Genomic DNA, 20,647 nt, shown 5'->3' on the forward strand with positions numbered 1-20,647 from the left:
ATGAGCGGCTTCGAGACACCAGAGGGCATCCGCCTGCAGAAGGTGCTGTCGGCGGCGGGCGTGGCCTCACGACGCGTGATCGAGCAGTACATCGTCGAGGGACGGATCCGGGTGAACGGAGAGACCGTCACCGAGCTCGGCCGCCGCGTCGACCCGGAGACCGACCTCATCGACGTGGACGGCACCGCGGTTCAGCTCGATGTGACGAAGCGGTATGTGATGCTGAACAAGCCGACCGGAGTGGTCAGCAGCCTTCGCGACGAGAACGGCCGGCCCGACCTGCGCGTCTTCACCGACGACTACGAGGAGCGCCTCTACAACGTCGGGCGACTCGATGCCGAGACCAGCGGTCTGCTCGTCCTGACGAACGACGGCGACCTCGCGCACGTGCTCGCTCACCCGTCTTTCGGTGTCACCAAGGTGTACATCGCGAAGGTCGAGGGCGAGGTGACAGCCCAGACCATCTCGAAGCTCACCAAGGGCATCGATCTGGACGACGGCCCGATCGCGGCAGACAAGGCGCGGCTGCTCGACACCTCGCGCGGGTCCAGTCTCGTCGAGCTGACACTGCACTCCGGTCGCAACAGGATCGTCAGAAGGATGCTGGCTGCCGTCGGCCACCCGGTGACCGAACTCGTGCGCCGTCAGTTCGGTCCGCTGCACCTGGGAACCCTCCCGGTTGGGAAGACCCGCGAACTGACTAAAATCGAACTCGGCGCACTCTTGACTCTGTCGCGCCGTGATTCCGGTGTCGCCGAGGCGCCAGGCGAGCAACAGGAGAACGAGTGACCGATACGACGAGTGCGCCCACGGGGGCTCGGAGTTCTGTCGCGCCGCGAATCGCGGCCAGGCTCTCGGGCACCGTTCGTGTTGTCGGCGCCGGTCTGCTCGGTGCGAGCATCGGTCATGCGCTCCGCGCCAAGGGCGTCGATGTGGTGCTCGCCGATACGTCGCCGGCTCAACTGCGCCTCGCGATCGACTACGGAGCCGGTCGCTCGGCTGCCGACGACGACTCGCCGGTGCTGATCGTGGTCGCCGTGCCGCCGGACGTCACTGCAGACGTCATCGAGTCCGAACTGGCTCGTTTTCCGCACGCCGTCGTCACTGACGTGGCGAGCGTCAAGCTCGAGCCCTTCCACAGTCTGCAGAGGCGCGGAGTCGACCTGACGCGCTACATCGGCTCGCACCCGCTCGCCGGACGAGAGCGCGGCGGGGCGATCTCCGCTCGCGCAGACCTGTTCATCGGACGCCCGTGGGTCGTGTGCCGTGATGCCGACACCAAGGCAGCGGATCTCGCGCTCGTCGAGGCGCTGGCTCTCGATGTCGGAGCGATGCCCCTCGAGATGACTCCGGAGGAGCACGACCGCTCCGTCGCCCTCACCTCACACGTTCCGCAGGTGATCGCCAGCCTTCTTGCCGGACGGCTCGCCGAGGCGGATGAGGGCGCGCTGCGTCTCTCCGGCCAGGGCGTGCGCGACACGACGCGCATCGCCGCATCGGCCCCTGAGCTCTGGGTGCAGATCCTCGGAGCGAACGCCGCGCCCGTGGTCGAGATCCTCGACGCCCTGGCATCCGATCTCCGTCAGGTGTCCGACGCGCTGCGCGAGCCCGAAGCGCCCGGCGCTCGGCGCGTGGTCGCCGAGACGATCCGACAGGGAAACGACGGCGTCGAGCGGCTCCCGGGAAAGCACGGACAGAACCAGCGGTTCGAGTCGCTCGTCGTGATGATCGACGACACCGCCGGCCAGCTCGGCCGTCTGTTCGGCGAGCTCGGAGAGCTCGGCGTCAACGTCGAGGATCTTCGTCTCGAACACTCACCGGGTGCACAGTTCGGCCTTGCCGAGATCAGTGTCGAGCCCGCAGCGCTGCACGGCGCGATCACCGGACTCCAGGAACGCGGCTGGCGGATTGCAGGTACCACCAATGACTGACTTCATCGCGATCGATGGGCCCGCCGGTTCCGGCAAGTCCAGTGTGTCCAAGGCGGTCGCCCGTGCTCTGGGCTTCGGCTACCTCGACACGGGGTCGGCCTATCGCGCTCTCGCCTGGCACGTGCTCGATCGAGGGGCCGACACCGCGGATGCTGCCGCGGTGCTCGACGCGGTCGCCGATTTCCCTGTGCGCCTCGGTCTCGACCCCGACGATCGCACGGTGCGGGTCGGCGACGTGGACGTCACGGACGCGATCCGCGAACCCACCGTCTCGGGCGCCGTCAGCGGCGTCGCCCGCGTCCCCGAGGTGCGCGACCAGGTGAACCGCCTGTTCCGCACCCTCGTGGCCGAGGCGCCCTACCCGGCTGTCGTGGTCGAGGGGCGCGACATCACCACGGTGGTGGCACCGGACGCCCCGGTGCGCATCCTTCTCACGGCTGCGCCCGAGGTGCGCGCCGCACGACGCGCCGGCGAACTCGCCGGCGAGAACGCCGAGACCGTCGCGGCCGCACTGCACAAGCGCGACGCTTCAGACAGCGCCGTCGTCGACTTCCTGAACGCCGCCGAAGGCGTCGAGGTCGTCGATTCGACGGAGCTCGATTTCACACAGACCATCGACGCCGTCCTCGCGGTGATCGAACGAACCCGAGGAGTACACCATGGCTGACGACGAATACGAAGGCGGCCCCGACCAGCTCGCCGAGAAGATGGCGCAGCTCGACGAGCAGCTCGCCGAAGCGCGTGCCGAGACACTGCGCGCGGGCCTCGCCGACTACGACCTCGACGATGAAGATGCCGCGCTGCTCGCCGGCATCACGATGGGCGAGGACGGCATCCAGTTCTTCCCCGCACTGCCGGTCGTCGCGATCGTCGGTCGCCCGAACGTCGGCAAGTCGGCGCTCGTGAACCGCATCCTCGGACGCCGTGAGGCCGTCGTCGAGGACACCCCCGGTGTGACCCGCGACCGCGTGACGTACAAGGCCGAGTGGGCCGACCGTCGCTTCTCGCTCGTCGACACCGGAGGCTGGGAGCCCGACGCGCGAGGCATCGACCGCTCGGTCGCCGCGCAGGCAGAGGTCGCGATCGACCTCGCCGACGTCGTGCTGTTCGTCGTCGATGCGATGGTCGGCGCCACGTCGACCGACGAGCATGTCGTGAAGATGCTGCGCAAGAGCGGCAAGCCCGTCTTCCTCGTCGCGAACAAGATCGATGACGCCCGTCAGGAGCCCGAAGCGGCAGCCCTGTGGAACCTCGGTCTCGGCGAGCCGCACCCCGTCTCGGCCATCCATGGTCGTGGTGTGGCCGACCTGCTCGATGAGCTGTTGAAGACGCTCCCCGATGTCTCGGCCGTCGCGAAGGCGGAGATCGGCGGACCGCGTCGCGTCGCGATCCTCGGTCGCCCGAACGTCGGCAAGTCGTCGCTGCTCAACAAGGCCGCCGGCGAAGAGCGCGTGGTCGTCAACGACCTCGCAGGAACCACCCGCGATCCGGTCGATGAGATCGTCGAGCTCGGCGGCAAGCTGTGGCGTCTGGTCGACACCGCCGGCATCCGTCGCCGCGTGCACATGGCGCAGGGTGCCGACTTCTACGCCTCGCTGCGTACGTCAGCCGCGCTTGAGAAGGCCGAGGTCGGTGTCGTCGTCCTCGACGTGTCCGAGTCGATCAGCGAGCAGGATGTCCGCATCATCGACCTGGTGCTCGAGTCCGGTCGTGCGCTCGTGCTCGCGTTCAACAAGTGGGATCGTCTGAACGACGACGATCTCGAGAATGCCGATCGTCGCCGCTACCTCGAGCGCGAGATCGAGCAGGACCTGGCGCACGTCGCCTGGGCCCCGCGCGTGAACATCTCGGCGAAGACCGGCCGTCACCTCGACAAGCTGGTGCCCGCGCTCGAGACCGCGCTCACGAACTGGGACCGTCGCATTCCCACGGGCAAGTTCAACGCGTTCCTCGCCGAGCTGGTCGCCGAGCACCCGCACCCGCTGCGCGGAGGCAAGCAGCCGCGCATCCTGTTCGGCACGCAGGCATCGACTCGTCCGCCGACGTTCGTGCTGTTCACGACCGGGTTCCTCGACCCCGGGTACCGTCGATTCATCCAGCGTCGTCTGCGCGAGCTGTACGAGTTCGACGGAACGCCCATCGTCATCAACATGCGGGTGCGCGAGAAGCGTCAGCGCTGATCTGCATCCGGGTCGCACGAGTGAACAGCTGTTCCCTCGTGTGACCCGGATGCATGCCGATGCCCGGATGCTGTGACAGGCTGAAGGGGTGACTGTCGTACCTCCTGCCCCAGGTGAGCCCCGCCGCCCCGATGGGCCCCGGAACCCGGGTGACGCCTGGGTGGTCGCCGCGTCGGGGGAGAAGTACTGGGGACGTTTCGGCGCCGCCGGTCTGCTCGCCTTCGACCCCGCGCGCGGAATCCTGCTGCAGCACCGCGTCTCATGGAGCCACTTCGGGGGTACGTGGGGCCTGCCCGGTGGCGCCATGCACGAGGGTGAGAGCGCGATCGTGGGTGCTGTGCGTGAGGCACAGGAGGAGGCGGGGGTGCCCGATGGCTCCGTGCGGCCACGGTTCACCAGTGTGCTCGACCTCGACGTGTGGTCATACACGACCGTCATCGCCGATGTGGTGCGCCCGTTCGAACCGGTGATCAGTGACCCCGAGAGTGTGGCGCTCGAGTGGGTGCCGGTCGACGAGGTCGACTCGCGACCGTTGCACCCCGGTTTCGGCAACGCATGGCCTGCTCTTCGCGCCCTGCTCGAGCTTCGCCCGGCGCTCGTCGTCGATGCCGCGAACGTGGTCGGCTCAGTGCCCGACGGCTGGTGGAAGGATCGCGCGGGCGCGGCGACTCGTCTCGCTTCGCGCCTGGACGGGGTCGCCGTGCCCGCGTCTGATCTCGGGATCGACGGGACGCTCTGGTTCCCGGAGGTCGCACTCGTCGTCGAAGGGAAGGCGCGCGGGATCTCCGCACCGTCGCCGTCATCATCTGCTGGTGCTGGTGCTGGTGCTGGTGCTGGTGCCGGTGCCAGTGCTGGTGCAGATGCGATGGCCCCCGAGCTGCTCCCCGCCGGGGGCGTCTCGGTTGTGCGCGCTGAGGCCGCGGGTGACGACACGATCGTCGCGGAGGTCGAGCGTCGATCGCGGGCGGGACAGTATGTCGTCGCCGTCACGAGCGACCGCGAGCTGCAGGACTGCGTCGTCGCGGCGGGCGCCGCGCAGGTGCTCTCGGCCGGCTGGCTGTTGGGCGTGCTGCCGCAACAGGCCTGATGGATACAGCGCGTCGCTGCGTTCAGACGAACATCACCCGACGACGAGGTGGGTCGACGTAATCTCGGCCGAGCGGACTGGTCCAGGTGATACTCCCATCGGGAGTCTGGCGGGCCTTCCACCGATGCCGCTCATCGATGTCGGGGTGTTTGAGCGAATGATGCGTCGTGCAGAAGTGACTGAGGTTGTCGATGCGTGTTCGGCCACCGCGAGCGTGGTCGTGGTTGTGGTCGATCTCGCAGCGGTGCACCGGCATCCGGCATCCAGGGAATCTGCAGTGCTGATCTCGTGCTCGGAGGAAGCGCCGCATCTGCTCCGTGGGGGAGTATGCGTCGGTCTCTGTCACCAGGCCGGTGCTGCTGAGGAACAGGCGTGACCATCCGGTGCAGCGCCCCGCGAGTCCGCGCGCGACATCGGGATCGAGTGGGCCGTGTCCGTCGAGTTCGGCGGGTCGATCGTCATCTCCGGCGAGGGTGCTCGCAGCGACCGTGACCTGAATGCGGGCCGAGACGTTCTCGAGCCCTGCGCCGTTCGCTTCGCTCGGATCCGAGGAGAGCAGCAGATCGGACAGCAGATCGGCGCGGATCTGATCGAACGTGCGGGTATCGCCGGAAAGGTGCTCGAGGTCGGGACTCGCCGGATCGGTCAGCGGGTCGATCAGGCCGGTGAGCGGATCGGTGACGAAGGTGCCGTCGGCAGCGATCACTCCGGCCTCGAAGTAGGCGTCGTACCGGGGGTCTTCGGGGGAGAGATCGGAGAGGTGAAGCGCGTTCTCGCAGTCGTCGTCGAGTGACTCGAGGATGGGCTCCCGTTCGCCGCGAGTGCGCGCGATGTGACGTGCCATTCGCGTGAGACGATCGGAGATCGCCACGGCGACCCACTCGGGAAGAACCGCTGTGAGCACCGCCAGTCCGTCGTCGACCGACTTGACCGTCACACAGCGCTCGGCCGCGAAGCGGCGCTGCCGTTCGACAACGGTCTCGCCGACGAGAGCCGCCGCCACCTGGCGGGCATGGATCTTCGTCCGCTGCGCCGTGTCGTGCTCGGCGACAACCAGCACGGCCGTCTCGTAGAGGCTCATGGTGGCGGGCTCCACGCGTCCGTCGCGGATGGCATCGTCGACGATCTCGCTTGCTCGCACGATCTCACGGACGTGCCGCGCGGTGATGGCCCCCGCAGCGAACGTGGCATGCACGGCGGGAAGCGCTCGTGTCAGTGTGCGCGCATCCGTGAAGGCGTACTCGACAGAGCCCTTCGGAATGTGCCCTGCCGCGGAGTACTCCGCAATCATCGATCTGTAGATCGCATCGCGGTGGTGAGGGCTCTCGGAGACATCGGCGTCGTGCACGCTGATGCGCTCGACGAGGAGCGCGTAAGACTTGGCTTCGAGAGCAGCGATCTGGCGCCGTGTGGCGACCCACTCGTCGAGGAGCCTGCGGCGCTCCTCGAGATCGAGGTCGAGATCGGTGCGCTGAGTCATGCTCTCAGTTTAGAAGGTATGTTCGACTCAACACAGTGTCAGCCAGGGAATATTCCATCATCCTCATATCCTCGGCCCCGCAGCTTGTCGATGTCGCGTCGCTCCCGCTTGGTGGGGCGCCCCGCTCCCCGATCGCGCAATCCCAGAGCGGCCTGAGGCTCGCGCTCCGGTGTGCGATCCTCGTAGGCGAGGGCCGCGACCGGCGCGCCCACGCGCTTGACGAGCAGCTGGCGGACAATCAGAATCCGATCGAAACCGGCGATCCGCACACGCAGTTCGTCGCCGATGCGCACGTGTTGAGCGGCCTTCACCTTGTCGCCGTTCACACGTACATGCCCTGCGCGGCATGCGGTGGTCGCCGCTGAGCGCGTCTTGTACACGCGGATCGCCCAGAGCCAGCTGTCGACCCGTGCGGCATCGGCCATCAGGCGCCTCGCTTTCTCAGTGCGATCAGGGCGCCGACGACGATCAGGCCCTGTCCTGTCGCGTACGTGGCCATGATGGCAGGGCTGCTCCAGGCAGGGAGCGAGCCGGGAAGGAAAAGTCGGAGGGCCAGGAGGGTGTCGCTCGCGAGGAAGAAAGCGCCACCGATCGCAACCAGCGGATGGCATCGTGTCGACAGGGCCGCTGTAGCACCGAGAACGACGCCGTAGATCGCGACCGCGATCAGCAGCCCACCGGCATGGGGCCCCACGAGAGTCATCATCGCCACCCACCATCCGGCGTAGACGAGCGCCCACCACTGCATCCGACGCACAGCGAGGTGACGGATGAAAAGAGCGATGTATGCGAGATGCGCGATGCCGAAGAACATCAGCATCAGCGGTACCTCCGGCGCTGCAGGAAAGACCGCGCCCGCGCTGTCACCGAGCCATGAGAACGCGAGCGCCACGAGAATCAATGCCTGCGCGGCGCGCTCCCGGATCCGGGGCAGCGACACCAGCACCGGCACGGCGAGCAGGGGCATCAGAAGCAGCTTGGTCGGCCCGGCCGCAGGGCTGTCGAGACCCAGCAGCACCACGTGGGTCACCGAGACCGCGATGTAAGGCAGGAATGCCCACTGGAGCGGATCAAGCTGACGGCGGCGCTGCATCTCCCCATCGTAGGGCGGGATCGAACGGCGCCAGACGCGCTCAGGACTCGACGGTGACCTGGGTGATCTGACCGTCGGTCCCGAGGTGGACAGCGGGCCAGTATCCCTCGGGGAAGTGCTGGCCGCAGGTATCGATGAGGTGGAGCACGACGGTGCCGTCGGCTGAAGCCTCGAGCGTCTCGAGGCTGAGGTCGGATGCCGCGTCGTCGAGCTCGTGCTGCTCGGGGGTGACGTTGCTGAAGGCGGCCACGACGGCATCCGTAGCCAGACGTCGAAGAACGCCGAGGGCTGCGATCGTCTCATGCACGTGGGGGAGCAGAGCGGCCGCCTCATCGGCGTCGGTTCCTTCGATCATGAGGTCGAGGGGTTCACCGTTGATGACCGTGCCGCCGGCGTACCAGTCGTGGGTCAGCACGGTTCCATCAGTCAGCTTCGTCGTCGCGCGCGTGAGGGTGCCCAGCTCGGGGTCTTCGATGGTCGGGTTCTCGTCGCTCATGTCACCCACGGTAGCGGTCGCTCACGGTCTGAGAGCCGAGCCGCGGGATTCGAGATGCTCGCGCAGGATGCGGACGGCCTTCGGGCCCACTCCGTGAATCGCGAGCAGTGTGCTCTCGGACATTCCGTCGAACTGCTCGAGACGGGTGAGTCCCTGCAGAGCCAGCTCTCTGCGTGCGACCTTGCCCATGGATGCGGGCAGCTCTGTCTCCTCCGTCACCCGGAGAGCTCCAGTGCCACGAGGGTGCGTCCCGGCTTCAGCTCGGCCTTCTCTTCGAAGCCTGCAGCCAGGAATGTGGTGAGCATGCCGTGGAACAGGTCATTCGTGCGCTTCTTCTCGCCGCGGGTGTCGACGGGGTACCCCTCGATGAGTCGAGCTCCCGAGCTTCGCGCGAAGTCGACCGCGGCGCGCAGCAGTTCGAGGTTGAGGCCCGAGCCTCGGTGTTCGCGACGGACCACGAAGCACGTGACCGCCCACACCGATTCGTCGTCGAAAGGCTCGGCGGATGCTGTCGCGATCATGCGCGTGCGCGGGACCCGCTGCTGCTTGGCGCGTGGCCCGATCCGAATCCACCCGGCTGCGTCGCCATCGACGTAGGCGATCAGGCCAGGCGGAGGGCCCGTCTCGATCTCATCGCGCAGCATCTCGACGCGCTGAGGCGTGGTCGTCTCATTCCACTCCTTGTTGCTCAGCATCGGCCAGATGCACTGGCAGCTGGCACCATCACCGCCCCCGGTGAGCGCGTGCTGAACGTCATCCCACCGGGTGTTCGTCGCCACCTCTGTCGTGATCGTCGCCATGCAGGTGACGCTACGTCGCGCCTCCGACACCACGCAACGCCCGGCGCTCACCCGGTTCGCGAACGGCGTGAGAGTGGGGCTAAGATAGGGGAGTTGCCTGCGCGAGAGTGCAGAACAACGGGCTGTGGCGCAGCTTGGTAGCGCACTTGACTGGGGGTCAAGGGGTCGCAGGTTCAAATCCTGTCAGCCCGACCACAAAGCCCCGGAGAACCGCAGAACTACGCGGAACTCCGGGGCTTTTCTCATGCCCGGCCCAGCAGCCAGGAACGCACTACCGTGCGATGTCGACACGTCAACCCCCTCTCCAGCATCGGATGAACGGCATACCGTCGGCTCATCGACAGAGGAGATGCAATGAGCGATCTGCAGAACACGCACGGAACCACCGACGCCCACGAGGAGCCCGACACCGCCTCGGGTGGTGCGCCCGATGACTCGACGTCCCAGAGCACGTCCAAGAGCACGGACGAGATCCTCGAAGACGAGACCACCGACGAAGACGGCGCGCCTCTCGAGAACCCGTCGGGCGGCTGAATCGGCCACGCCCTGAAGAGACGACCCCCACCCGGCGCTGAGCCGGTGGGGGTCTTCTTCGCTGTCCGCTGGTCTCTCGACCTAGGCGTTGCGCACCGTCAGCATCCGCCATCCTTCTGGCACCTTCGCCTCGAGCGATGCCATGTCGTCAGCCTCGATCTCCTGCACGCCGTCGACGCGGGTGAACGTGCCGGTCGCCTCCATTTTGGCCACGCCTTTCAGCATCCGCACCGGTGCCGAGGCCAGCTCGAAACCCGGCTTGCGGTGCTGTTCGAGCTCGACGAGCACCTCGGCGAGTGTCGTTCCGATGACGTCAGCAGTGCTGGACTCGACGGGACGGATCAGAGCGATGAGCATGAGGCCAGCCTATGGCGCAGCGGTCGCCTGGCCGGGGTACCGCTCCGCAAGGGGTGTCAACTGGGCGTCGCCGCAAGCGGAGGAAGGTGCGGGATCGTGATCGGCGCTGTGGACCGGCTCGGTGGGTTGTGGAACCGCTGCAGATCGCTGAGCACCTCGTCGGCCGACATATACGAGCTCGCCAGGGGAAGATTGCGCAACCAGAGCACGTCGACCTCGACGGCATCCACCTGGTAGATGCAGGCCACGGTCTGGCGTGCGTCGTGCGGCTCGTACTTGTGGTCGACGATCAGCCACTCGGTCTCAGTCACCCTGCGGAGCTCGAACCTCGGATCGGGCATCGCGGACATCTCAACACTCCAATCAGTCGTATTCGCCATCGGCTGACAGGAGGAGCGCTCCGCGAACGGGCGATGACATCACCGCCTGATCGACGGGCGCCCTCTGCCCGCCAGAGTTCACCAGAATTATACGAACGCACCGGTATATCGCTCAAGGGGACAGTGAGCGGACGCCGTGCTGGGGCGCCTCAGGCCTCGTATGCGGTGCGTCCACCGATCACCGTGCGCAGGACGCGGGCCGTGAGCAGCGAACGGCTGCCCTCCGAGAACGGATCGACGTCGAGCACGACGAAGTCCGCCGCCTGGCCGACCGCGATGCGGCCACGCCACGCCCCGTCGCCGATCGACTCCGCCGCGTCTCGCGTCGCATGAGCGATCGCGCGCCCGAGGGAAAGGGCGAACTGCGGATGCACCGCGGGCGCATCCGGGTCCAGCGCCGACGCCCGTGTCGTGGCGACGTACATGTTCGCGAGCGCCGCGTGCGGCGCGGTGGGAGCGTCCGTCGAGAAAGCGAGCAGCGCACCGGCATCCTCATACTCCGGCCACGCGAAGGCCCGCTCGGCTCGCTCGTCGCCGAGCTGAGCCGCCCAGTTCGCGAATATCGCCGGGTCAGCGTGCACCGGCTGCATGGACGCCGTCACACCCAGGCGCGCCATCCGCTCGGCCGTGCCGGGAGCCGCGTACTCGAGATGCTCGATGCGATGCCGACGAGGACGATCGCCGTTGACCGTGATCGCGTGCTCGATCGCGTCCAGCGCGAGCGTGCTCGCCTGATCGCCGATCGCATGCAGTGCGACCTGGAGTCCCGCGGCATCCGCAGCCGCGACGACGGGGAACAGGCGTTCGGTCGGCCAGATCGGCGCCGCGTTGGAGCCATCCGCATACGGTGCGCGCATCGCGGCGGTGCACGCGTCGATCGTGCCGTCGAGCACGAGCTTGATGCCGATCACCCGGACAGCGCTCGAGGCGGTCTCGGCACGCTCGGCCGCCTCGGCGACCTGAGCCAGGTTCAGGGCGTCATCGCCGGTGTTCGCGACGAACCAGTGCGCGGCTATCCGCAACGGCAGCGCGTCGCGCCCCTCCGCCCGTTCGAGCGCCGCGAGGGCGAGCCTGTCGAACGCCATGTCGACGGCGCCGGTGACACCCGCCGCGAGATACGCCTCCACGACGCGCAGCACCGCTGCATCCCGCTGCTCGTCGGTGGTCGTGGCATCCCGGTGCGCCCACGCGTGCTGCTGCGCGGCCGTCTCGTAGAGCATCCCGGTCGGTTCGCCGTCGGCATCCCGCTCGATACGGCCGCCGATCGGGTCAGGCGTCTCGCGAGTGATCCCGAGCTCCTCGAGCGCCGCCGAGTTGACCCAGCAGGAGTGGTAGTCGTTGGCATCGAGATAGACGGGGATGTCGGCGACGACGGCGTCGATCATCGTTGCCGTCGGCGATCCGCCCGGGATCGCGTCGAAGAGCCATCCGCGCCCACGCACCGCACCGGTGGCGGTCTCACGCGCCTCTTGCACTCTGCGCTGGATCTCGTCGAGAGACCCGGCATCGGTGAGCCCGATCTGGCCCAGCGCCTCGCCCATCATCAGCAGATGGGTGTGTGCGTCGGTGAATCCGGGAAGAACGACCCGTCCGCCGAGATCGACCACATCATCGGTCGGCGGTGCGTCGGCCTCGGCTCCGACGAAGGCGAAGTCCGCGCCGTCTACGACGACGGCTTCGGCCCAGGCGGGGTCGTCGGCGGTGAAGAAACGCGCATTGCGATAGAGCGTGGCGGGCATCAGAGTGTCTCCTCGGTGGTGGCTGCGCGCTCGAGGCGTGTCGAGAGCAGGGCGATGGCGCTTGCGGGCACGGCGAGCACGAAGCTCGCGATGCCCAGCGCGACGGCGAAACCTTGGAACCCGAGCATGCCGACGAGCGCAGCGCCGATCACGGGGGTCAGTGCCGATCCGACGAGGTAGACCGCGAGCAGGGGGCCAGACCAGCGGCCGTCGGCATCGAGAGCCGCCGAGGTCGACACGAAGTACATGAAGGCGATCGCGTAGACGGTGTTCCAGGCGATGAACACCACGATGAACGCGGTCGGATCAGTGGTGAACCCCTCGACGATCTTCAGCACTCCTCCGGCCAGCAGCAGCACCGCGAGGGGCACTGCTCGGCCCAGCCGGGATCCGACGATCATCAGCAGCACAGACCCGATGAGACCGCCCGCCGTCGCGCCGCTGAGCGCGAGGCCCAGCCCCTCTGGTGTCAGACCCGTCTGCTCCGCGCCCATGATACCGGCCATGGCCCAGAGCGAGTCCTCGCTCACCGCCCACAGCGCGAACACGACGAGAAGGCTGAATCCGGCGATCGTGACGGTTCGCGAGCGTGCGGGAGAGAGGCGCACCGCGCCTGTGGGCGGCACGTCGATCGGCATCGCCTCGGCGACAGCGGCCCCGGCCTGAGGATCGATCACGGGGGCCGCAGGCAACCACGCCGAGACGAGCAGCCCCAGGATGCTGAACAGCGCGAGAGCGCCGAAGACATCGATCGGCGCGAGCCCGATGAGAGGGATCACCGCCAGCACGATCGTGATCACGCCACGGTTCGCGAGACCGTTGAAGCCCGCGACCCTGTCGGGATTCCGGAAGGCGGCGAGTGCGGCTCCGGATGCGGCGACGGCACCGCCGGCTCCCGCACCGCCGACCAGCAGAGCGGGAAGGATGAGCGCCGGCACCAGCGCTGCGGTGGTGAAACCGAGGGCCGCGATGGCGAGTCCGGTGCGGGCCACCATACGCCTGTGACCGCCGGCGCAGAGCGGGGCGATCGCGAGTCCCGTGACCGCGGTGAGCAGCAGGGTCGCGGTGACGAGCCAGCTCGCGGCGAGCACGTCGATGTCAAGGCCTATCTGTGCCGCGGTGATCATGTAGGGCGACAGGTTGACGCCCAGATAGCCCGCGATTCCGATCGCGAAGGTGGCTGTGGCGGTCGGCAGCCGGAGCGGAACCCGGGTGCTGAGGTCGATGGCGGTCATGGTTCTCCCACTGAGAGGGCACGGCGATGTGCGCGAAAGTCCTGCCGATGCGCGTCGGGTGGGGCGCGGATTCCAAAACGAATGGTGTTCGTCAACGAATGGTGTTCACTATTATGCACAGGAGGGATGCCGGAGGGAAGAGATTTCTCGACGGGCCCGCCTACAGAGAGTGAGCGTGCGATGCCCCGACCCTCGAGCCCATTGCTTTCACCCGAGATCATCGGGGCGGCAGGCCTCGAACTGTCGAGAGCCGGAGAGCCGTTCGGGGTGAACGCGATCGCCCGCAGGCTCGGAGTCAGGCCGTCTTCGCTCTACAACCACGTGGACGGCATGGACGGCATCATCGAGCTGATGCGCGGCCGGCTGGTCGAGGACTACCGGGTCAGGCCGGGGGAGAGCGCGTGGGACGACTTCCTCGTCGAGCTTCTGCGACAGCAACGCCAGATGTATGCCGATCACCCGCAGCTCGTGCCGCTCCTCATCGGAAAGACCATCACTCATCCGGCGGTCATCTCCGCGTATGACGACCTGGCGACCGTTCTCGTCGACGGGGGTTTTCCCGAAGACGAGGTGCTCACGGTGATCGCGATCATCGATGCCTTCGCGATCGGCTTCGGCCTCGACCTGGCATCGCCGGACGAGGTGTGGGAGCCGGGGGAGGGAACGCGCACACTCGGTCGCGTGCTCGAAGGCGCGGAGCGCGGCACCGCGCGAGCGGATCGGACGTTTGAACTCGGTGTCGGACTGTTGATCGACTCGCTTCGGGCTCGCCTCGACAGGTGAGTCTCGCCTCGACAGGTGAGTCTCGCCTCGACAGGTGAGTTCGGAGTGGTTGCCCCCTCGAGTCATCCAACCCCATTTGGATCACTCGAGAGGGCTCACCGTCCGTCCCGGACGGTAGGGGAGGCGGCGAAGATTTTCGCTGCTCTCTCGACTGATATATCCCCAGATGTTCAGCCGGTAGCCCCCGCTACTTGCAGCAGAATATCGCTTAATCGTCGTGTCCGCCATTTGGGGGACAAAGAAATCTACGAATGTTTCTTCCAGGACTGGGGCTTGCCGTGAGAACGTCCACTCATAGAGTGGTTTCATGGACAGAAAGCTCGTGCTGAACGCGCACCTCGCCATCGCCCACGGGCACCGAGTCGAGGTGACGGAGCGCATCGACGAGCTGACCGGTGAGTCCCTGGTCCTGTCTGTCAGAGACCTCGACACCGGCATCCGATATCGCCGCGTCGAAGAGCCCCGGGGTGAGCTCCTCCGGTGGCTGGGTCGTGTCATCGACTGCACGGTGACGATCGGCGGCCACTCGTCGCTGACGACTCTCACCGTCGATGCCGAGGGGAGCGGATCGGGAGCGACGAGCGCTACGGCCGCCCTGCACGGCGCGGATGCGGCGGTCGACGCCGCGAAGGCTGAAGCGGACCGCTGGGGCGGTGGCGACCGCGTGCCTGAGCCGGAGCCCGAACGCTTCTGGTGAACCGCTCAGCGGAAGTCCCTCGATCGATGCGTCACTCCGGTGCGGAGGTCTTCGAATGCGTCGGCGAGGACGTTCACGACCCCCTCTGCTGAGCGCTCGAGAATGCCGCGGATGATCAGAGCAGGGGAATCCCGCGCCACCCGATTGTACCGACCCCACACCCCGGTCGAGCAGATGACGTTGACGAGGCCGGTCTCGTCTTCGAGATTGAGGAACGTGACACCCGCTGCGGTCGCCGGGCGCTGACGGTGGGTCACGAGGCCGGCGACCTCGATGCGTCTGCCCGTCTCATGGCTCTGGAGGTCGGCAGAGGTGAGCACGCCTCGCTCGCGCAGAAGTCCGCGGAAGTGCGCCATCGGATGGTCGTCGGTCGAGACACCTGTCGCCCAGAGATCTGCGGAGAGCCGTTCATAGCTGGACTGATCGCTGAACAGCGGGGGCTGCACGGCGATCGTCGTGCCGGGAAGGAATCGCGAACGATCCTCAGCGGCTGCCCCCGACAGCCAGATCGCCTCTCTGCGCTGCAGCCCGAGGCACTCGAACGCGCCGGCGGTCGCCAGGGACTCGAGCTGCGCGGCGGTGGCATCGGTGCGCCTCACCAGATCGTTCAGATCGCGGAACGGACCGGCGGCCTCGCGCTCGGCGACGATCCTCTCTGCCAGCGGTGTGCCGATGCCGCGCACACCGCTGAGCCCCATGCGCACCGCATAGGCGCCATCCCGGCGGTGCGCCGCCGACTCGTCGGGCTTCGACCGGTCGAAGCGTGGCACTCGAGGCTGCAGAGGATCGCCGCAGGCGTCCAGCCCCGTCGGCATCCGCAGCGGTGCGCCCTCGAGGGATTCGAGAGTCTCGGTGACGCCTGAGGCGTGCAGATCGGGTCGACGCACCTCCACGCCATGCCGACGCGCGTCTGCGGTGAGCGTCGAGGCGGAGTAGAAGCCCATCGGCTGCGACCGGAGCAGTCCGGCGAGGAACGCCGCAGGATAGTGCAGCTTGAGCCAGGAGCTCGCATAGACGAGGAGCGCGAAGGACAACGAATGCGACTCTGCGAATCCGAAGTTCGAGAACGCCTGGATCTGCGCGTAGATGCGATCCGACTGCTCGGCGGAGAGTCCGCGCCGGGTCATTCCCGCGTAGAGCTTGTCGCGCACCTTCTCGATCTTCTCGAGCCCGCGCTTGGATCCCATCGCGCGTCTGAGCAGATCGGCCTCGTCGGCGGTGCAGTCGCCGATGGCCGTCGCCATCTGGATCAGCTGCTCCTGGAAGATCGGGATGCCCAGCGTCCGCTCGAGGATCGGCTTGAGGTCATCATGCGGATACGGGATGTCGAGCACCACAGGCTCTTCTCCGCGAGCGGCTCTGGCGCGGTTCTCTTCGTCGAGCGCATCCTTGGCCATCTTGCGGCGGACGAACGGATGCACGGCGCCGCCCTGGATGGGCCCGGGGCGGATGAGCGCGATCTGGATGGCGAGGTCGTAGAAGGCGCGTGGCTGCAGGCGGGGGAGCAGGCCGATCTGTGCGCGGGATTCGACCTGGAACACCCCGATCGAATCAGCGCGGCAGAGCATGTCGTAGACGGCCGGCTCTTCTTTCGGAAGCGTCTCGAGCGTCCACCGCTCACCCGTGGCGTCGTCGATGAGATCGAAGCAGTGCTGGAGCGCTGCCAGCATCCCCAGTCCGAGGAGGTCGAACTTCACCAACCCCATCCATGCGGCGTCGTCTTTGTCCCACTGGATCACGGTGCGGTTCTCCATGCGAGCATGCTCGACGGGGACGACCTCGCCGACGGGGCGTGCAGTGAGCACCATGCCACCGGAGTGGATGCCGAGGTGTCGGGGAGCCTTCAGCAGCTCACCCGCGTAGTCGAGCACATTCGCGGGAATGTCGTGCTCGTCTGCGACCTCGAGCCCGGCGCTCCACCCGTCGACCTGCCTGGACCAGGCGTCCTGCTGCCCCGGGGAGAATCCCAGAGCCCTCGCCATGTCGCGCACGGCGTTCTTCGGACGGTACTGGATGACGTTCGCCACCTGTGCCGCACGCTCTCTTCCGTACTCGCGGTACACCCACTGGATGATCTCCTCCCGGCGATCGGAGTCGAAATCCACATCGATGTCCGGTTCTTCCTGACGGGTCGTCGCCAGGAACCGCTCGAAGGGCAGTCGGTAGAGGATCGGGTCGACGGCGGTGATGCCGAGGAGATAGCAGACGGCGCTCGCCGCGGCAGAACCACGTCCCTGACACAGGATGCCGCGACGGCGTGCCTCTGCGACGATGCCGTGCACGATGAGGAAGTAGCCGGGGAAGTCCTTCTCCTCGATCACGTCGAGCTCGCGCCCGATCCTGCGGCGACCGTCGTCATCGAGGTGCGGGTACTTCGTCGGCACGGCCTCCCATACCAGGTGACGCAGCCAGCTCATGGGGGTATGACCGTCTGGCACTTCCTGCTTCGGCAGGGCCGGTCGTGCTCGGCGGAGGGAGAAGGCCGACGCAGCGGCGAGCTCGAGCCCGTAGGAGATCGCGCCGGGGTGGCGCCGGAAGCGCGCGGACATCTCCGCACCGCTGCGCAGATGTGCTCCTCCGTGGGTCGGAAGCCAGCCGTCGAGCTCGTCCATGCTGCGCACGGCACGCACAGCGGCGACCGCCTCGGCGAGTGATGCGCGTTCGGGGGCGGCGTAGTGCACGTTGTTCGTCGCCACCACAGGCAACCGCAACCGCCGGGCGAGATCGGCGAGAGCGTCGTTGCGACGTGTGTCCTGCGGGTCGCCGTGGTCGAAGAGCTCGACGGCGACGTGATCCTGGCCGAACAGATCGACCAGACGGCGCAGCGGCGTCTGCGCGTCTCCGGCTTCGAGCCCACGGCGGACGCCGCCCTTGCGGCATCCGGTGAGGATCGTCCAGTGCCCGTCTGCGGTGGCCGCCAGCTCATCGAGGTCGTACACGGGGCGGCCCTTCTCTCCGCCGCGCAAGTGAGCAGCCGTCATGGCGCCGGAGAGACGGTGATAGCCCTCCAGGCCGTCGGCGAGCACCAGAAGATGGTCGCCGACCGGATCGGGGGTACCCCGCTGCGGGGCGTCGAGACCGAGCGAGAGCTCGGCACCGTAGACCGTCTGGACGCTCACATCCATCAGCTCTGCGACCTCGGCGAAGCGGGCCGCTCCGTAGAAACCGTCGTGGTCGGTGAGTGCCAGCGCGGTGAGCCCCAGACGCTCGGCCTCGGCGAGCAGGTCTTCCGGTGAGGAGGCGCCGTCGAGGAACGAGTACGACGAATGCGCGTGCAGCTCGGCATAGGGGACCGCATCCTCAGGTCGGTGCACGGAGGTCGGGGGATTTCGCTTGCGCTTGGTGCTGACGGGGCCCGGGTCGGGGCGACTGCCGGGTGGCATGCCTCCGGTCGGATAGGGCGATTCCTCGCCGCTGAGAGTGCGCTCCAGTTCGTTCCAGGACAGGGGAGGGTTGTGCCAGCCCATCAGCGGTACCTCCCCTCGGCCCACCAGCGATCTCCCGTGCAGAAGACGAGCCAGGCCCGATCATGGTCATCGATGATCTGCAGGCGATGCCCCTTCTTGCCGCCGGAGGCCTCCCATCGGCGTTCATGGATCGGCCACGGGCCAGCCCAGGCCTGCACATCGTCGCCGTCGATGCGAGCGGGTGCCGCCGAGAGCGAACCCCGGTCGTCGACGAGGACGGTCTCACCGTCGGGTGCGAGCACTCCGATGGGACGAGGGGGACGGAACACCTCGGCGGGAAGAGGATCGGGAAGGCTTCCCGGCCAGGGGTGCCCGGGGTCTCTGGGGGCGACGGGGCGTTCTCCCCACGGAGTGAGCACCTGTCGATCGGCGAGCCAGCGTCCGCCGGAGAGAGCGGCGGTGACGACGCCCTCGTGGCCGAGCATCGTCTGCACGCGGGAGATGGCGTGGTGCAGGCGCTCATCCGTGCCGGACCCGAAGAGTCCGGGCTGGTGATGGGCGGCATCATCGACCGCCACGGGGGCGATCCGCACCAGGGCGATCCCGCCGAACGCGCGAGCCTCATCGATCGGCTCTTTCGCTGACTCCGCCCCCAGCGCCTCGAGCTGCCAGCGCACCCGGTCGACGAGGTCAGCGGCATCGAAGCAGGTCGGATGCAGCCAGGGACGGGAGAACACCTTGCCGTCGTCGTCGATCAGGTCGATGCGGATCTCTGTGCACACCACCGAGGCTTCTCCGAGAGCGAGCATGACCGCATCGGCCGTCTGCCGCACCGCGAAGGCCACCTGATCGGCTCCGGCGAGCGGCGGTTCGAACTCGACGGAGCGCACGAGTTCGGGGTCGGGCGGTCGTGCCACCACGGCGCGGGAATCGGCACCGGCGGCGAGGGAGTGCAGGCGGGCGCCGCGCTCGCCGAAGCGATCGCGCACCTCGATCTCATCGAGGGCGGCGAAGTCGCCGAGCGTGCGCACGCCGAGCCGGATGAGCAGACCGGTGAGCTGTTCGTCTCGCAGCACACCCACGGGGAGCGGGGCGAGGAAGTCCTTCGCGAGACCTGCAGGAACGACGGTGCACGGGGCGCTTCCTCTGGCGGCGAGCTCTGCCGTGAACGGGCCGTCGGCGATGCCGACGCGCACCTCGGGGAAGCCCGCCTCGGTGAGGACATCGATGAGGGCCCGCCCTGCTTCGGCCTCGCCGTCGTGGTAGCGGGAGATGCCCCGTGCCCGCACCGCCGCGAGTCCTGGACGCAGCAGCGCGGCGCCGGGGGCGTGCTTCTCGATGAGCTGCAGCACCGGAAGGAAGGCCCTCTCGTCGCGGTCGGTGTCGTGCGGCAGCACGCGCAGCGAAGAGATGTGCCCCTGCGCGACGCGGCGGCGCTGGCCGGCGCGCACACCGTGCTCCCTCGCCGAAGCGGTGCATGCGACGACGGTGTTCGCATGCACCAGCGCCGTCGGCGGATGAGGCGGTGGCCCGCCCAGGGCGGCGCGCAACGGCCAATCGGGAAGCCACAGGACGAGGACCCGCAGCGGAGCAGCGGTCATCCGGCCACCGCCAGACGCGGGTATTCGAGCGGAGTGGCCTCGTGACCGCGCAAGCCGGGCAGCGTCGTCATCTCGGCCATGGTCTCGACGGCGGTGTGCTCGGCGGGCAGCTCTTCGACCGCGCCGTGGGCGCCGGGAAGGCGTACGCGCACGCTCGACGACAGCGGACTGTGCCGCGTCCGGGCTGACACCGTCGCCGTGGAACCTTCGATCAGCCCCCACCCCTCACCGACACCGAGCCAGTGCTGGTCGTGCAGTCGGATGGAGCCCTCGCTCTGCGGCCAGGCGCCGGACGCTGTCGACTCGGTGATGAGCAGGGTGCTCCCGCGGTCTCGCAGGCGTGCGCTCAGTCGTGACACATCGGCATCGCGTGCTCTGCCTCCCGGCTGCACGGCGATCAGCGGAACCACCTCGGCGAGCGCAGAGGTCACGGCGAGCCAGCGGTCTCCGGGCTCGGGGACGAGGATCAGTCGAGGCAGCTCGATTCCGAACGCCGCTGCGGCTTCCACGCCCAGCGTGGGCATGCCCACCACCGCACACCAGTGGCCCTTGCGCGACGCCGCCGCGAGCAGCGCGAGGACGAGACTGGGCGAGGGGGAGACGGTGTATGTCGTCCCCGTCTGCAGTCCTTCTTCAGGGAGCAGGGAGGAGAAGGCGGGTTCGAGGGGGAGCAGCGGATGCTCGCTGCGTCTGCGCTGCATGCGGCTGATCTCCCGGCGCAGCCGAAGAACCTCTCCGGCGCGGGAGTCGCCAGCCGGAGAGAGCGCGGTCACCGCATCGAGCCCGATCCCCATGAATCCATCCTCGAAGATATGTACTAATAAAGCAACTGGAGTAGATGACGATA

21 protein-coding genes and 1 tRNA gene are annotated in these 20,647 nt (G+C 67.8%); 9 read left to right on the forward strand and 13 right to left on the reverse strand.

Annotation, left to right across the window (positions count from 1 at the left end):
* The 5 genes from OPU70_RS00075 to OPU70_RS00095 all read left to right on the forward strand — a co-directional run bounded on the left by OPU70_RS00075 (window position 1) and on the right by OPU70_RS00095 (window position 5,198).
* Entirely contained in the window at window positions 1-789 is a 789-nt protein-coding gene (locus OPU70_RS00075; RefSeq protein WP_042541645.1) for a pseudouridine synthase, read from the forward strand.
* Window positions 786-1,931, forward strand: coding sequence for a prephenate dehydrogenase (locus tag OPU70_RS00080; protein WP_079113164.1), 1,146 nt, complete (start codon window positions 786-788; stop codon window positions 1,929-1,931). Before OPU70_RS00075 ends, OPU70_RS00080 begins: the two co-directional genes overlap by 4 nt.
* Window positions 1,924-2,598, forward strand: coding sequence for a (d)CMP kinase (gene cmk / locus OPU70_RS00085; protein ID WP_079113163.1), 675 nt, complete (start codon window positions 1,924-1,926; stop codon window positions 2,596-2,598). Before OPU70_RS00080 ends, cmk begins: the two co-directional genes overlap by 8 nt.
* Window positions 2,591-4,111 (forward strand): ribosome biogenesis GTPase Der, encoded by a 1,521-nt coding sequence (der, locus tag OPU70_RS00090; RefSeq protein ID WP_042541643.1) that lies wholly within the window; start codon window positions 2,591-2,593, stop codon window positions 4,109-4,111. The genes cmk and der overlap by 8 nt, the downstream gene beginning before the upstream one ends.
* Window positions 4,112-4,199: 88 nt before the next feature.
* Window positions 4,200-5,198, forward strand: a complete 999-nt coding sequence (locus tag OPU70_RS00095; protein ID WP_498556916.1) for an NUDIX domain-containing protein — start codon at window positions 4,200-4,202, stop codon at window positions 5,196-5,198.
* 22 nt (window positions 5,199-5,220) lie between these two features.
* Here the strand turns inward: OPU70_RS00095 and OPU70_RS00100 are convergent, their stop codons facing one another.
* Genes OPU70_RS00100 through OPU70_RS00125 form a run of 6 tightly spaced genes read right to left on the reverse strand, consistent with a single transcriptional unit; the run spans window position 5,221 to window position 9,067 of the window.
* On the reverse strand, window positions 5,221-6,678 hold the full coding sequence (locus OPU70_RS00100; RefSeq protein WP_079113161.1) for an HNH endonuclease signature motif containing protein: 1,458 nt from the start codon (window positions 6,676-6,678) through the stop codon (window positions 5,221-5,223).
* A 38-nt stretch (window positions 6,679-6,716) separates the two neighbouring features.
* The gene (locus OPU70_RS00105; protein WP_079113160.1) at window positions 6,717-7,103 is read right to left on the reverse strand and encodes an RNA-binding S4 domain-containing protein; all 387 of its coding nucleotides are present in this window, start codon (window positions 7,101-7,103) and stop codon (window positions 6,717-6,719) included.
* A complete protein-coding gene (locus OPU70_RS00110; protein ID WP_079113159.1) occupies window positions 7,103-7,771 on the reverse strand; it encodes a lysoplasmalogenase family protein in 669 nt (222 codons plus the stop codon). Before OPU70_RS00110 ends, OPU70_RS00105 begins: the two co-directional genes overlap by 1 nt.
* Before the next feature lie 40 nt (window positions 7,772-7,811).
* Complete coding sequence (locus OPU70_RS00115) at window positions 7,812-8,267, reverse strand: hypothetical protein (protein ID WP_079113158.1); 456 nt, start codon at window positions 8,265-8,267, stop codon at window positions 7,812-7,814.
* A 21-nt stretch (window positions 8,268-8,288) separates the two neighbouring features.
* Entirely contained in the window at window positions 8,289-8,486 is a 198-nt protein-coding gene (locus tag OPU70_RS00120) for a helix-hairpin-helix domain-containing protein (RefSeq protein WP_498556917.1), read from the reverse strand.
* Complete coding sequence (locus OPU70_RS00125; RefSeq protein ID WP_498556918.1) at window positions 8,483-9,067, reverse strand: GNAT family N-acetyltransferase; 585 nt, start codon at window positions 9,065-9,067, stop codon at window positions 8,483-8,485. The genes OPU70_RS00120 and OPU70_RS00125 overlap by 4 nt, the downstream gene beginning before the upstream one ends.
* Window positions 9,068-9,185: 118 nt before the next feature.
* On the opposite strand from OPU70_RS00125, the gene OPU70_RS00130 reads away from it, so the two are divergent.
* Window positions 9,186-9,262: transfer RNA gene (locus OPU70_RS00130), tRNA-Pro, on the forward strand.
* 159 nt (window positions 9,263-9,421) lie between these two features.
* A complete protein-coding gene (locus OPU70_RS00135) occupies window positions 9,422-9,601 on the forward strand; it encodes a hypothetical protein (RefSeq protein ID WP_042538505.1) in 180 nt (59 codons plus the stop codon).
* 81 nt (window positions 9,602-9,682) lie between these two features.
* On the opposite strand, the gene OPU70_RS00140 is transcribed toward OPU70_RS00135, so the two are convergent.
* From OPU70_RS00140 to OPU70_RS00155, 4 genes are all read right to left on the reverse strand, one after another.
* Entirely contained in the window at window positions 9,683-9,958 is a 276-nt protein-coding gene (locus OPU70_RS00140; RefSeq protein ID WP_079113108.1) for a hypothetical protein, read from the reverse strand.
* A gap of 56 nt (window positions 9,959-10,014) precedes the next feature.
* Window positions 10,015-10,299, reverse strand: a complete 285-nt coding sequence (locus OPU70_RS00145; RefSeq protein WP_231567476.1) for a hypothetical protein — start codon at window positions 10,297-10,299, stop codon at window positions 10,015-10,017.
* Between the two features lie 188 nt (window positions 10,300-10,487).
* Window positions 10,488-12,077, reverse strand: a complete 1,590-nt coding sequence (locus OPU70_RS00150; RefSeq protein WP_498556919.1) for an amidohydrolase — start codon at window positions 12,075-12,077, stop codon at window positions 10,488-10,490.
* Complete coding sequence (locus tag OPU70_RS00155; protein ID WP_498556920.1) at window positions 12,077-13,312, reverse strand: MFS transporter; 1,236 nt, start codon at window positions 13,310-13,312, stop codon at window positions 12,077-12,079. Before OPU70_RS00155 ends, OPU70_RS00150 begins: the two co-directional genes overlap by 1 nt.
* Window positions 13,313-13,513: 201 nt before the next feature.
* Here OPU70_RS00155 and OPU70_RS00160 point away from each other — a divergent pair, with 201 nt between their 5' ends.
* On the forward strand, window positions 13,514-14,095 hold the full coding sequence (locus OPU70_RS00160) for a TetR/AcrR family transcriptional regulator C-terminal domain-containing protein (protein WP_498556921.1): 582 nt from the start codon (window positions 13,514-13,516) through the stop codon (window positions 14,093-14,095).
* Between the two features lie 307 nt (window positions 14,096-14,402).
* Window positions 14,403-14,792, forward strand: coding sequence for a hypothetical protein (locus OPU70_RS00165; protein WP_079113103.1), 390 nt, complete (start codon window positions 14,403-14,405; stop codon window positions 14,790-14,792).
* A gap of 5 nt (window positions 14,793-14,797) precedes the next feature.
* Here the strand turns inward: OPU70_RS00165 and OPU70_RS00170 are convergent, their stop codons facing one another.
* Genes OPU70_RS00170 through imuA' form a run of 3 tightly spaced genes read right to left on the reverse strand, consistent with a single transcriptional unit; the run spans window position 14,798 to window position 20,594 of the window.
* Window positions 14,798-18,259: an error-prone DNA polymerase gene (locus tag OPU70_RS00170; protein WP_498556922.1), complete on the reverse strand. Its 3,462-nt coding sequence runs from the start codon at window positions 18,257-18,259 to the stop codon at window positions 14,798-14,800.
* Window positions 18,259-19,800, reverse strand: coding sequence for a DNA polymerase Y family protein (locus tag OPU70_RS00175; RefSeq protein WP_042538489.1), 1,542 nt, complete (start codon window positions 19,798-19,800; stop codon window positions 18,259-18,261). The genes OPU70_RS00170 and OPU70_RS00175 overlap by 1 nt, the downstream gene beginning before the upstream one ends.
* On the reverse strand, window positions 19,797-20,594 hold the full coding sequence (imuA', locus tag OPU70_RS00180; RefSeq protein ID WP_042538487.1) for a DnaE2-dependent mutagenesis accessory factor ImuA': 798 nt from the start codon (window positions 20,592-20,594) through the stop codon (window positions 19,797-19,799). The genes OPU70_RS00175 and imuA' overlap by 4 nt, the downstream gene beginning before the upstream one ends.
* Window positions 20,595-20,647: the final 53 nt, after the last annotated feature.

The sequence above is a fragment of the Microbacterium sp. SWDP-B6 genome (assembly GCF_059803615.1).

What these genes read in the sequence shown, in the direction of transcription:
- imuA' (WP_042538487.1), bottom strand. Translation starts at nt 20,594, where the DNA reads ATGGGGATCGGGCTCGATGCGGTGACCGCGCTCTCTCCGGCTGGCGAC.
- OPU70_RS00135 (WP_042538505.1), top strand. Translation starts at nt 9,422, where the DNA reads ATGAGCGATCTGCAGAACACGCACGGAACCACCGACGCCCACGAGGAG.
- OPU70_RS00140 (WP_079113108.1), bottom strand. Translation starts at nt 9,958, where the DNA reads ATGCTCATCGCTCTGATCCGTCCCGTCGAGTCCAGCACTGCTGACGTC.
- OPU70_RS00075 (WP_042541645.1), top strand. Translation starts at nt 1, where the DNA reads ATGAGCGGCTTCGAGACACCAGAGGGCATCCGCCTGCAGAAGGTGCTG.
- OPU70_RS00125 (WP_498556918.1), bottom strand. Translation starts at nt 9,067, where the DNA reads ATGGCGACGATCACGACAGAGGTGGCGACGAACACCCGGTGGGATGAC.
- OPU70_RS00105 (WP_079113160.1), bottom strand. Translation starts at nt 7,103, where the DNA reads ATGGCCGATGCCGCACGGGTCGACAGCTGGCTCTGGGCGATCCGCGTG.
- OPU70_RS00115 (WP_079113158.1), bottom strand. Translation starts at nt 8,267, where the DNA reads ATGAGCGACGAGAACCCGACCATCGAAGACCCCGAGCTGGGCACCCTC.
- OPU70_RS00170 (WP_498556922.1), bottom strand. Translation starts at nt 18,259, where the DNA reads ATGGGCTGGCACAACCCTCCCCTGTCCTGGAACGAACTGGAGCGCACT.
- OPU70_RS00145 (WP_231567476.1), bottom strand. Translation starts at nt 10,299, where the DNA reads ATGCCCGATCCGAGGTTCGAGCTCCGCAGGGTGACTGAGACCGAGTGG.
- OPU70_RS00110 (WP_079113159.1), bottom strand. Translation starts at nt 7,771, where the DNA reads ATGCAGCGCCGCCGTCAGCTTGATCCGCTCCAGTGGGCATTCCTGCCT.
- OPU70_RS00155 (WP_498556920.1), bottom strand. Translation starts at nt 13,312, where the DNA reads ATGACCGCCATCGACCTCAGCACCCGGGTTCCGCTCCGGCTGCCGACC.
- cmk (WP_079113163.1), top strand. Translation starts at nt 1,924, where the DNA reads ATGACTGACTTCATCGCGATCGATGGGCCCGCCGGTTCCGGCAAGTCC.
- OPU70_RS00100 (WP_079113161.1), bottom strand. Translation starts at nt 6,678, where the DNA reads ATGACTCAGCGCACCGATCTCGACCTCGATCTCGAGGAGCGCCGCAGG.
- OPU70_RS00165 (WP_079113103.1), top strand. Translation starts at nt 14,403, where the DNA reads ATGGACAGAAAGCTCGTGCTGAACGCGCACCTCGCCATCGCCCACGGG.
- OPU70_RS00175 (WP_042538489.1), bottom strand. Translation starts at nt 19,800, where the DNA reads ATGACCGCTGCTCCGCTGCGGGTCCTCGTCCTGTGGCTTCCCGATTGG.
- OPU70_RS00150 (WP_498556919.1), bottom strand. Translation starts at nt 12,077, where the DNA reads ATGCCCGCCACGCTCTATCGCAATGCGCGTTTCTTCACCGCCGACGAC.
- der (WP_042541643.1), top strand. Translation starts at nt 2,591, where the DNA reads ATGGCTGACGACGAATACGAAGGCGGCCCCGACCAGCTCGCCGAGAAG.